Origin of the sequence: Polaribacter sp. (assembly GCF_051251875.1) — a bacterium.
Classification (GTDB): Bacteria; Bacteroidota; Bacteroidia; order Flavobacteriales; family Flavobacteriaceae; genus Polaribacter.
Genome location: NZ_JBPOGL010000053.1, coordinates 1 through 11,675, shown reverse-complemented (window position 1 = coordinate 11,675; position 11,675 = coordinate 1). Strand labels below are relative to the sequence as shown.

Annotated in this window: 8 protein-coding genes; all 8 read left to right on the top strand. The window is 31.4% G+C overall.

Annotated elements, in window-relative coordinates:
* The first annotated feature begins 377 nt into the window (after positions 1-377).
* The 8 genes from ACSHW5_RS16095 to ACSHW5_RS16060 all read left to right on the top strand — a co-directional run bounded on the left by ACSHW5_RS16095 (position 378) and on the right by ACSHW5_RS16060 (position 11,628).
* Positions 378-764: a GxxExxY protein gene (locus ACSHW5_RS16095; protein WP_435677173.1), complete on the top strand. Its 387-nt coding sequence runs from the start codon at positions 378-380 to the stop codon at positions 762-764.
* 117 nt (positions 765-881) lie between these two features.
* Positions 882-1,988, top strand: coding sequence for an ABC transporter permease (locus tag ACSHW5_RS16090; protein WP_435677172.1), 1,107 nt, complete (start codon positions 882-884; stop codon positions 1,986-1,988).
* A gap of 25 nt (positions 1,989-2,013) precedes the next feature.
* Positions 2,014-3,138, top strand: a complete 1,125-nt coding sequence (locus tag ACSHW5_RS16085; protein ID WP_435677171.1) for an ABC transporter permease — start codon at positions 2,014-2,016, stop codon at positions 3,136-3,138.
* Positions 3,139-3,212: 74 nt separating this feature from the next.
* Positions 3,213-4,670 (top strand): NAD(P)/FAD-dependent oxidoreductase, encoded by a 1,458-nt coding sequence (locus ACSHW5_RS16080; RefSeq protein WP_435677170.1) that lies wholly within the window; start codon positions 3,213-3,215, stop codon positions 4,668-4,670.
* A gap of 365 nt (positions 4,671-5,035) precedes the next feature.
* Positions 5,036-5,665, top strand: coding sequence for a DUF2202 domain-containing protein (locus ACSHW5_RS16075; protein ID WP_435677169.1), 630 nt, complete (start codon positions 5,036-5,038; stop codon positions 5,663-5,665).
* Positions 5,666-5,799: 134 nt separating this feature from the next.
* Positions 5,800-7,110 (top strand): TolC family protein, encoded by a 1,311-nt coding sequence (locus tag ACSHW5_RS16070; RefSeq protein ID WP_435677168.1) that lies wholly within the window; start codon positions 5,800-5,802, stop codon positions 7,108-7,110.
* Between the two features lie 55 nt (positions 7,111-7,165).
* Positions 7,166-8,245, top strand: coding sequence for an efflux RND transporter periplasmic adaptor subunit (locus tag ACSHW5_RS16065; RefSeq protein ID WP_435677167.1), 1,080 nt, complete (start codon positions 7,166-7,168; stop codon positions 8,243-8,245).
* Between the two features lie 188 nt (positions 8,246-8,433).
* Entirely contained in the window at positions 8,434-11,628 is a 3,195-nt protein-coding gene (locus ACSHW5_RS16060; RefSeq protein WP_435677166.1) for an efflux RND transporter permease subunit, read from the top strand.
* Positions 11,629-11,675 lie beyond the last annotated feature (47 nt).

The following is an 11,675-nucleotide window of genomic DNA, read 5'->3' as shown; positions in this document are numbered from 1 at the left end:
AAAGTGTAATTAAAAAATCTGCGGTTATCAGCCAAATCAGCGGGAGAAAAAAGAATATAAAAAACGTTGACCACAGATTTCACAGATTTACGCAGAAATAAGAATTTAAAGTGTAATTAAAAAATCTGCGGTTATCAGCCAAATCAGCGGGAGAAAAAAGAATATAAAAAACGTTGACCACAGAAAACGCAGATTTACGCAGAAATAAGAATTTAAGGTGTAATTAAAAAATCTGCGGTTATCAGCGAAATCAGCAGGAGAAAAAAGGAATATAAAAAATGTTGACCACAGAAAACGCAGATTTGCGCAGAAAAAAACAATGTTATTGAAAAAAATCTGCGGTAATCCATGTAATCAGCGAGAACTAAAAAAAAACTATGGAAGAAAAAACAGAAAATGAAATATCTTATATAATTAGAGGAGCAATTTTTAAAGTCTATAATGAATTAGGTCCAGGTTTGTTAGAATCAGTTTACGAAACTGTTTTATCCTATGAATTAGAAAAAGAAGGCTTATCCGCTAAAAGGCAAGTAATATTACCAATATTTTATGATGACATTAATCTCGATAATGGTTATAGATTAGATTTATTAGTAAATGATAAGGTAATAATAGAAATAAAATCTGTAGAAAAATTAGCAAAAGTACATCATAAACAAGTACTTACTTATTTAAAACTATCAGGTTTAAAATTAGGAATATTAGTCAATTTTAATGAAGACAATATCACAAAAGGAATTTTTAGAAAAGTAAATGGATTATAAAAAGTGTCCCGAAGATAACGCAGATGTTCGCAGAAAAATCATGCATATTGATAAAATAAAGCTGCGCTAATCTGTGAAATCAGCGGGAGATATATCCACAGAAGAAAAAAATATAATATGAACAGGTTTATAGGCTTTATAAAAAAAGAATTTTATCATATTTTTAGAGATAAACGCTCATTGTTTATCCTCTTTGGAATGCCCATTGCACAAATTATGTTATTTGGTTTTGCAATAACCAACGAAATTAACAATGTAGATATTGCTATTTTAGATCATTCTAAAGATGCAACTACCAAAGAAATTATTAATAAAATAGCTGCGTCAAAATATTTTAGCATTCATCAATTTATTGAAAAAGAAGCAGATATAGAGGCTGTTTTTAAGAAAGGTAAAGTAAAAGCGGTTTTAAATTTTGAAAAAAATTTTAGTAAAAACCTTATCAAAGAAAATAATTCCAAAATTCAGGTAATTTCAGATGCCACAGATCCTAATACAGCTAATACAATCAGCAATTATGTAAATGCAATTCTTCAAAATTATTTAAAAGAACAAAATAGTGGTGTTGTTCAAGCATATCAAATTATACCGCAAACTCATATGGTTTATAACCCGGAATTAAAAAGTGTATATATGTTTGTTCCGGGAGTTATGACTATTATTTTAATGCTTGTATCTGCCATGATGACTTCTATTTCCATTACCAAAGAAAAAGAATTAGGAACCATGGAAATTTTATTGGTTTCACCTTTAAAACCTTTTCAAGTAATTGTTGGTAAAGTGTTTCCTTATATTTTTCTGTCTATAATTAATGCAATAATTATAATTGTATTGAGCATTTTTATCTTTAAAATGCCCGTTCAAGGAAGTTTATTTTTATTAGGATTAGAAAGTGTTTTATTTATTATAACAGCATTGGCATTAGGTATTTTAATATCAACCGTTTCTGCAACACAGCAAACCGCAATGATGATTTCTTTAATGGGATTAATGTTGCCTGTAATTTTGCTATCCGGATTTATTTTTCCAATTTCTAGCATGCCTTTACCATTGCAAATTATCAGTAATATTATTCCCGCAAAATGGTTTATCATCATTATTAAAGGCATTATGTTAAAAGGAGTTGGTTTGCAATATGTATGGAAAGAAACCCTAATTTTATTAGGAATGACCGTGTTTTTTATAGGATTAAGTGTCAAAAAATATAAAATAAGATTAGAATAAAACAGTTCTCAGTAAGCAGAAAAATATGAAAACAATCCTATATATCATACAAAAAGAATTTAAGCAAATCTTTAGAAACAAAGGTATGTTGCCAATTATTTTTGTACTGCCATTAATTCAGCTGATAATTTTATCAAATGCAGCAACTTTTGATGTTAAAAACATAAAATTTGGTTTTGTTGATTATGATCATTCATCAACATCAAGAGCTTTGGTTGAAAAATTTAATGCATCCACTTATTTTAATGTTTTAACAGATTTTCCTTCAGAAAAATTAGCAAGTCAGGCAATGTTAAATGGTGAAGTAGATGTAATTTTAGAAATTCCAACTTATTTTGAGAGAGATTTTCAAAAAGAGAAAAAAGCAACTTTAGGAGTTACCATAAATGCAATTGATGGCGCAGCGGCGGGTTTAGAAAATGTTTATGTTACACAGATTATTCAAAGCTTTAATAAAAAGCTAAAAGTAGATGTAATGCAGGTTTCAGACATGCAAAAAATACAACCAGTAAATATTACTACAATTCCGTCTTTTTGGTATAATAATACGCTGAATTACAAAACCTATATGGTTCCAGGAATTTTAGTTTTGTTGGTTACTATGATTACCCTTTTTCTTTCTGGAATGAATATTGTCAGAGAAAAAGAAATAGGAACTTTAGAGCAAATTAATGTAACACCCATTAAAAAAAGTCAGTTTATAATTGGTAAGTTATTTCCTTTTTGGGTAATTGGATTGGCTATTTTAAGTGTTGGATTAATCATTGCAAAACTTATTTTTAATGTACCCATGGTTGGTAGTTTATTGTTGATGTATTTTTACACATCAATTTATATTCTGGTAGTTTTGGGTATTGGTTTATTCATTTCAAACTATACAGATACACAGCAACAAGCCATGTTTATTGCTTGGTTTTTTATGGTCATATTTATTTTAATGAGTGGTTTATTTACACCTATTGAAAGTATGCCAAAATGGGCGCAAACAATTACAGATTTTAATCCTATTAAATATTTTGTTCAGGTAATGCGTATGGTTATGTTAAAAGGTTCTGGTTTTTCAGATATTCTTCCACAGTTAATAAAAACGTTTTTGTATGCGCTAATTATGAATGGTTTGGCAGTTTGGAGTTATAAGAAAACAAATTAAAGAACTTGTATTTGTGTAACAAAAGTTACTGTGTAGTTTTTTAATTGAAACTACCTTTAACTAAAATAATAATCATGTCTAAAATTGTCATTTTAGGAGCAGGAATTTCTGGTCATGTGGCTGCTGCTCATTTGCGTAGAAAATTATCTAAAGAGCATGAGGTAGTTGTAGTTTCTCCCAACAGTAATTACCAATGGGTTCCTTCTAATATTTGGGTAGGCATTGGTAGAATGAAATCAGAAAAAATCTATTTTCCATTAGCACCACTTTATAAAAAGAAAGGCATTGGATATAAGCAAGCAAAAGCAATTTCATTTTTTCCTGAAGGCGATAAAAAAGAAGAAAAACCATACGTTTTAGCAGAATATGTTGTTGGAGAAAACAAAGGTCAGCAAGAAAAAGTAACCTACGATTATCTGATAAATGCCACGGGTCCTAAATTAAATTTTGAAGCTACAGAAGGTTTAATCCCTGGAAAAAACAAAACTTTTTCCGTTTGTACATATTCGCATGCAGATCATGCTTGGGCAGGTTTAAAAGCCTTAATTCAAGAAATGAAAAAAGGTAAAAAAGTGAAAATTTTAATTGGCACGGGTCATGCAAAATCTACTTGCCAAGGAGCTGCTTTCGAATATATTTTAAATGTAGAACGAGAATTGCACAAACACAATGTGCGAGACATGGCAGAAATTACATGGATTTCTAATGAATACCAATTAGGAGATTTTGGAATGGATGGAATGTTGTTGAGTTACGGAAGTATGACTATGAAATCTCATGAAATGGTAGAGATGATATTTGAAGACAGAGACATAAAATGGATACTTGGCGCAGGTGTAAATAAAATTGCAGATGGAATTGCTCATTATGAAAATTTAGACGGAGAATACAAGTCAGAAACTTATGATTTTGCCATGTTAATCCCTTCTTTTTCGGGTCATGGATTTAAGGCTTACGACAAAAATGAAAATGACATTACAGAAAAATTATTTAAAGGTTTTATGATTGTAGATGCAGATTATACTGTAAAACCTTATGAAAAATGGTCTGTAAAAGATTGGCCAGAAACCTATCAAAACCCAAGTTATAAAAATATTTTTGCACCCGGAATTGCATTTGCACCTCCGCATGCCATTTCAAAACCAAGAACAAGTAAAAACGGAACAGTAATTTCTCCTGCACCACCAAGAACTGGTATGCCTTCTGGTATTACAGCAATTATAGTGGCAGATAATATTATAGATGCTATTAAAAGTGGAAAAGAAATTCTTTCTCATAAAGGATCTATGGGAAATATGGGAGCAGCTTGTATTGCATCTGCAGGCTATGGTCTTACATCGGGTAGTGGCGTTAGTATTACAACATTTCCTATTGTACCAGATTATGAAAAATATCCAAAAACACAAGGTAGACAATTAGGAAAAACCTTTGGAGAAATAGGTTTGGCAGGTCATTGGTTAAAATTAGCGTTGCACTATGCCTTTATTTACAAAGCTAAGATGAAACCTTTTTGGTGGTTGATTCCGGAGTAAGAATCAAACTTTAAATAGTTAATTCTGATGTAAAAAGAATATTCAGTTTACAGTAAAAAACGTACAATCATGACACAAAGAATATCAAAATATCAAAGATTTAAAATGATGAACCCTATCATTCAGTTTTTCAAATTCATTTATTTAAGCATAAAAATAATGCTTATTGTTGCTGGAGGACATGGGGGCACAAGAAAAGTAAATTGATGTGGTTATCAGTTTTTAGTTGGTTAAAGATGTTAAATCATTTAATATCTTGAAAGAAGAGAGCCTAGTGCTCTCTTCTTTTTTTTACTATGTAACATTTGTAACTGTATGATTTCTTTATTTTTCTGAAATTTACATATAACCTTAAAACAAACAAGATGAAAAATAGATATCATATCATTTTAATACTCATTACAACTATATCTTTTACATTCCTTTACGCTTGTTCTAGTGCAGATTCTAATGAAGAGGTCTTTGAAGATATTAACGAAACAACTTTAATAGATGCAGACAAAGCAGCGTTGTTGTTTATGTTAGAAGAAGAAAAATTGGCAAGAGATACGTACATCTATCTAAACAATGTTTGGTCTATTAATCAATTTAATAATATTAACAAGAGCGAACAAACACATATGGATGCTGTAGAAAATTTATTAATACAAAATAATATTGCATATACTATATTACCTATGGGTGAGTTTGAAAACCAAAATTTGCAAAACTATTATAATCAATTTAAAATAGATGGGGCTAAGAGTAAATCTAATGCTTTACAAATAGGTGCAACTATAGAAGATTTAGATATTGTAGACTTACAAAATTACATTGCCGCTACAAATAATACTTCTTTAATAGCCGTTTTTGAAAATTTAGAATGTGGTTCTAGAAACCATTTAAAAAGTTTTGTAAAAAGCATTGAAAATGCCGGAGATTCTTATACTCCTCAATTTTTAACTCAAACTGAGTATGATGCTATTATCTCAGAGAGTCAAGAACAATGTAATTAATAAAAAGTTTAATAATGATAAAACCACTCTTTTTAAGGGTGGTTTTTAGTTAAAAAGCCTAAACGGTAAGTAACAAAGGTTACAGACAGAAATTTATTCTCCACTTACTTTTGTACTAGATAATTGAATATTATATGAAAAACACAATATACATTGCTTTATTTACTTTGTTTGCAGGCACCTTATTGCTGCAAGCGCAAGAAATAAAACCAATTTCAAAAGCAGAAGTCTTAACTAAAGTTAAAGAGAAAAATACAACGATTCAGATTTCTGAGGAAGAACTTAATGCTTCAAAAGCAGATTATAGACAAACAAATGCCGTTTTTTTACCAAACATTACGGCCAGTCATACCGGTATTTCAACCACAAACCCATTAATGGCTTTTGGGTCTAAATTAAACCAAGAAATATTAACTCAGAATGATTTTAGTCCTGCTTTATTAAATGATCCAACAACTACTAGAAATTTTGCAACAAAGATAGAAATACAGCAACCATTAATTAATTTAGATGGTTTTTATCAAAGAAAAGCTGCCAAAACTAAAATGCAAGCCATGTCTTTAAAAACAGAAAGAACGCAAGATTATTTAGCCTTTGAAGTAGACAAAGCATACATGCAATTGCAATTGGCTTATAAAGCTGTAGATGTTTTAGAAAAAGCCTTAGAAGCTGCAGATGCCAATAAAAAAATGGCAGACAATAGTTTTAAACAAGGTTTTTTACAGCGAGCTGATGTTTTAAATGTAGAAGTACGCGTTACCGAAGTTAAAAACCAGTTACAAACCGCAAAAAGTAATGTACAAAATGCTTCTAATTACCTGTCTTTTTTAATGAATGATGAAAGCTATGTTGTGTACAAACCAACAGAAAGTTTAACGGTTTCTAGTATTCAAATGGATAACAAAACAATTTCTGAAAACAGATCAGATATAAAAGCGATGCACTTAGCCTCTAAGGCTTATGAAGCAATGAATAAAGCAGATAAAATGGCTTTTCTACCGCGTTTAAATGCTTTTGGAAGTTATGAAATGTATGATAATAAAATTTTTAAAGGTGATGCAAGTGGTTATTTAATTGGCGCTCAATTAAGTTGGGATATTTTTCAAGGTTCTAAACGTTTTGGAAAAGCTCAAAAAAGTAAAGCCGAATTTGAAAAATCGAAGTTAGAATACAAACAATATGTGTCTAAAAGTAATTTAGAGTTGAACAAAGTAAAACGTCAATTAATAGATGCAAAAAATAGTGTAGCCTTAACAGATTTAGCAGTACAACAGTCTGAAGAATCTTTAAGAATAAGAAAAAATAGATTTAAAGAAGGTTTAGAAAAAACGTCTGACTTATTAATGGCAGAAACTCAATTTGCACAAAAGCAACTAGAATATTATCAAACAATTTACCAATATAATTTTACACAGTCCTATTTAGATTTCCTAACAAAGAAATAAAGAAAGTTAGCAGTAAACAGTCGCAGTTTTCAGTAAAAAAATAAAACCAAATTCAATGAAAAAATACATACACATAATAGCATTATTTACAGCATCATTAATAATGACGAGTTGTGGAAGTGAAGAAAAAAAAGCAGCAATAGATACCACACCTGCAATTAAAGTTACAGTAAGCAAAGTTGCTATAAATAATAACACTACGTTTTTGTCTGCAAGTGGTAAAATACAAGCAACAAACAGTGCCGATGTAAGTACCAGAATGATGGGCTATGTTAAAAAAGTACACGTAAATGTTGGAGACAAAGTTAGAAAAGGTCAATTGCTAGTTTCTATAAATAATACCGATTTACAAGCAAAAAAAGGACAAGTAAACGCAGGAATTACACAAGCACAAACAGCTTTTAAGAATGCCGAAAAGAATTACAATCGTTTTAAAAATTTATTTGAAAGTAACAGTGTTACTCAAAAAGAAATGGATGACATGACGGCTAATTACCAGATGGCAAAAGCAGGTTTAGAATCTGCCAAACAAATGAAAAACGAAATTAATGCGCAGTTTGCATATTCTAATATTACCGCTCCTTTTAGTGGTGTAATTACAAGTAAAAATATTGAAGTAGGAGATATGGCAAACCCAGGAATGCCGCTAATTAGTTTAGAAACACCCAAAGAGTTTGAAGTTACTGCTATGGTTCCTGAAACTGAAATTTCTCAAATTAAAAAAGGAACAACTGTAAATGTACTTGTGAAATCTATGGACAAAACATTAACAGGAAAAGTTACAGAGGTAAGCACTTCTGCTAAAAATACAGGAGGACAATATTTAGTAAAAATTAATTTAGATAAAACTGATGTATCTATTTTATCTGGAATGTTTGCTACCGTGCAGTTTCCGGTAGAAAGAAAAGCAACATCAGAATTGGTTTTAATTCCTACGGATGCAATTGTTAAAAATGGTCAATTATCTGGTATATATACAGTAAGTGAAAGCAATACAGCATTATTACGTTGGTTGCGTTTAGGAAGAAGTTTTGGTGATAAAGTTGAGGTTTTATCGGGTTTAAATGCCGATGAATCTTACATAGTTTCTGCAGAAGGAAAATTATTTAACGGAGTAAAAATAAGTGTTCAGTAAAACAGTTTTCAGTCATCAGTTGGCAGTTATCAGTTATCAGTTATCAGTTATCAGTTATCAGTAAGATAAAATAGTAATCAAGAATTATCGCGTTAAGGATAGCAATGGAAATCCTTTTTTTGCTGCCATATATGGCAAAAAAAGATTGAAATGGATAGCCTGTTAAAACGCCCAAAATAAAAGAAAATATGAAAGAAGGTTTAGCTGGGAAAATTGCAAAAGTCTTTATTGGATCAAAATTAACCGTATTGCTAATGATCGTTTTTATGGTGGTTGGTGTGTACGCATCTTTTTTGATTCCGAGAGAAGAAGAGCCGCAAATAGATGTGCCTATGGCAGATATTTTTGTAGGATATCCGGGTGCAAGTCCTACAGAGGTTGAGAGTAGAGTGGTAAAACCTTTAGAAAAATTAATTTCGAATATTAAGGGTGTGGAATATGTGTATTCTACTTCTATGAGTGAAAAAGCAATGGTAATTGTGCAGTTTTATGTGGGCGAAGATATTGAGCGATCTTTTGTAAAATTATACAATGAAATTAACAAACACATGGATCAAATGCCAGCTGGTGTTACGTTTCCGTTGGTTAAAACGCGTGCTATAGATGATGTGCCAATGTTGGGGTTAACGTTGTGGAGTGAAAACTATAATGATTACCAATTAAGCCAAATGGCGCAAGAATTAGAAACGGAAATTAAAAAGGTAAATGATGTTTCTATTACGCATAAAATTGGTGGTAGAAACCGCCAGTTGCGTGTGGTTTTAGACAAAGATAAATTGGCCGCAAGCGGATTGGATTTTTTATCGGTTTCCGAAATGATAAAAGCCAATAATACACAATTAAGTGCTGGTAGTTTTGATAAAAATGATACAGAGTTTTTAGTGAAAACGGGTAATTTTTTAGCGTCTGCTACTGATGTTGAAAATTTAGTAGTTGGCGTACAACAGAACAGACCAATTTATTTAAAACAAATTGCCAATATTGTTGATGGGCCTGAAATTCCACAGAATTATGTGTCTTTAGGTTTTGGAAAAGCAAGTGAAAAAGCAAATACATATAAATCTGAATATCCTGCAGTTACCATTTCTGTAGCCAAAAGAAAAGGTGCAGATGCCATGAAAATTGCGGAGGTCATTTTAACAAAAGTAAATCATTTAAGAACAACTTTAATTCCGGATGATGTACACGTAGAAATTACAAGAAATTACGGAGAAACCGCCTCTCATAAAGTGTCTGAATTGTTGTGGCACCTTATTGGTTCTATCTTTGCAGTTACCTTGGTTGTTATGTTGGCAATGGGCTGGCGTGGTGGTTTAGTGGTGTTTTTGTCTGTGCCAATTACATTTGCGTTAACCTTGTTGAGTTATTATATGATGGATTATACGTTGAACAGAATTACCTTGTTTGCGTTGGTTTTTGTAACTGGTATTGTGGTAGATGATTCCATTATTATTGCAGAAAATATGCACAGGCATTTTAAAATGAAAAGACTGCCATTTAAACAAGCCGCTTTGTATGCAATTAATGAAGTTGGTAACCCAACAATTTTAGCAACATTTACGGTTATTGCTTCTGTTTTACCAATGGCTTTTGTGTCTGGTTTAATGGGACCTTATATGGCACCAATGCCAATTGGGGCATCTATTGCAATGATTTTATCATTATTTGTGGCGTTGACAATTACGCCGTATTTAGGGTATATTTTCTTAAGAGAAAAAGATAAGAAAGGTGGTGTAGAGAAAGTTGAAAAACCATTAGAAGAAACTTTTATTTATAAAATTTATAGCAAGTTTGAAAAACCTTTATTAGAAAATAAAGCAAAAAGATGGTTGTTTTTAGGAGGAACGTTTGTGGTTTTAATGGCTACAATGGTGTTGTTTTTTACAAAATCTGTAGCAGTAAAAATGTTGCCTTTTGATAATAAAAACGAGTTTCAGGTAGTAATTGATATGCCAGAAGGCACTACTTTAGAAAGAACAGGTGTAGTTGCGCAAGAAATTTCTCAGTATTTAGCTACAAGACCAGAAGTGGTAAATTATCAAAATTATATTGGTACTTCTGCGCCTATTACTTTTAATGGTTTGGTGCGTCATTACGATTTACGTGGTGGATCTAATATGGCAGATATTCAGGTAAATTTAATTGGAAAAGAACATAGAACTATTCAGAGTCATGGAATTGCAAAATTATTACGACCAGAAATACAACGAATTGCGGCAAAATATAATGCAAATGTAAAGCTGGTGGAAGTTCCCCCAGGACCGCCAGTTTTATCAACTATTGTTGCTGAAGTTTATGGACCTGATTATAATGAGCAGATTAAGATTGCGAATAGCATTCAAAATATCTTAAAAAATACTGATGATGTAGTAGATATTGATTGGATGGTAGAAGATGATCAAAAAGAATATCAATTTGAAATCAATAAAGAAAAAGCCATGTTGTATGGTGTTGCACCACAACAAATTGGATATACCATGAACATGGCTTTGTCTAACAGACCGGTTACTAATTTGTATGATGAAAATGCTGTAAATCAGGTTGGGTTGGTATTAACTTTAGATGAAAAAGAAAAGTCAACCATTTCTGATATTTCTCAATTAAAAGTAAAATCGAAACAAGGAAATATGATACCTATTGCAGATTTGGTAGAGATTAAAGAAACCATTGCAGCAAAAAGTATTTATAGAAAGAACCAAAAACGAGTTGTTTATGTAACAGCAGATATGGCAGGAGAATTAGAAAGTCCGGCGTATGCTATTTTAGGCATGGAAGAAAAGTTGAAAGAAATAAAGCTTCCTGAAGGATATAAATTAGACGAAATGTATTTAGGTCAGCCAGATTATGAAGACAACTATACGGTAAAATGGGATGGAGAATGGCAAATTACTTTAGAGGTTTTTAGAGATTTAGGAATTGCATTTATGGGAGCCATTATCTTAATTTATATTTTAATTGTTGGATGGTTTCAAAACTTTAAAGCACCAATTGTAATGATGGTTGCCATACCGTTATCATTAATAGGAATTATTTTAGGACACTGGATTATGGGTGCCTTTTTTACAGCAACTTCTTTTATTGGAATGATTGCGTTGGCAGGAATTATGGTTCGGAACTCGGTTTTATTAATTGACTTTATCAACTTAAGATTAGAAGAAGGCATTCCGTTAAAACAAGCGGCTATAGAAGCTGGAGCAGTAAGAACAACACCAATTTTACTAACAGCAGGAACCGTTGTTATTGGCGCATTTGTTATTTTGTTTGATCCGATATTTCAAGGACTAGCAATATCATTAATGGGAGGAACCATTGTTTCTACGGTATTAACCTTGTTGGTGGTACCCTTAGTATACTATATGATAGAGAAGAAAAATTATAAATAGTAATTAATTCTCTCGCAGATTGCGCAGATTCACGCAGAAGAGTTCCA

Bases quoted from the DNA above. Each gene is read 5' to 3' on its own strand.
- ACSHW5_RS16095 (WP_435677173.1), top strand. From the start codon at position 378: ATGGAAGAAAAAACAGAAAATGAAATATCTTATATAATTAGAGGAGCA.
- ACSHW5_RS16065 (WP_435677167.1), top strand. From the start codon at position 7,166: ATGAAAAAATACATACACATAATAGCATTATTTACAGCATCATTAATA.
- ACSHW5_RS16075 (WP_435677169.1), top strand. From the start codon at position 5,036: ATGAAAAATAGATATCATATCATTTTAATACTCATTACAACTATATCT.
- ACSHW5_RS16070 (WP_435677168.1), top strand. From the start codon at position 5,800: ATGAAAAACACAATATACATTGCTTTATTTACTTTGTTTGCAGGCACC.
- ACSHW5_RS16090 (WP_435677172.1), top strand. From the start codon at position 882: ATGAACAGGTTTATAGGCTTTATAAAAAAAGAATTTTATCATATTTTT.
- ACSHW5_RS16085 (WP_435677171.1), top strand. From the start codon at position 2,014: ATGAAAACAATCCTATATATCATACAAAAAGAATTTAAGCAAATCTTT.
- ACSHW5_RS16060 (WP_435677166.1), top strand. From the start codon at position 8,434: ATGAAAGAAGGTTTAGCTGGGAAAATTGCAAAAGTCTTTATTGGATCA.
- ACSHW5_RS16080 (WP_435677170.1), top strand. From the start codon at position 3,213: ATGTCTAAAATTGTCATTTTAGGAGCAGGAATTTCTGGTCATGTGGCT.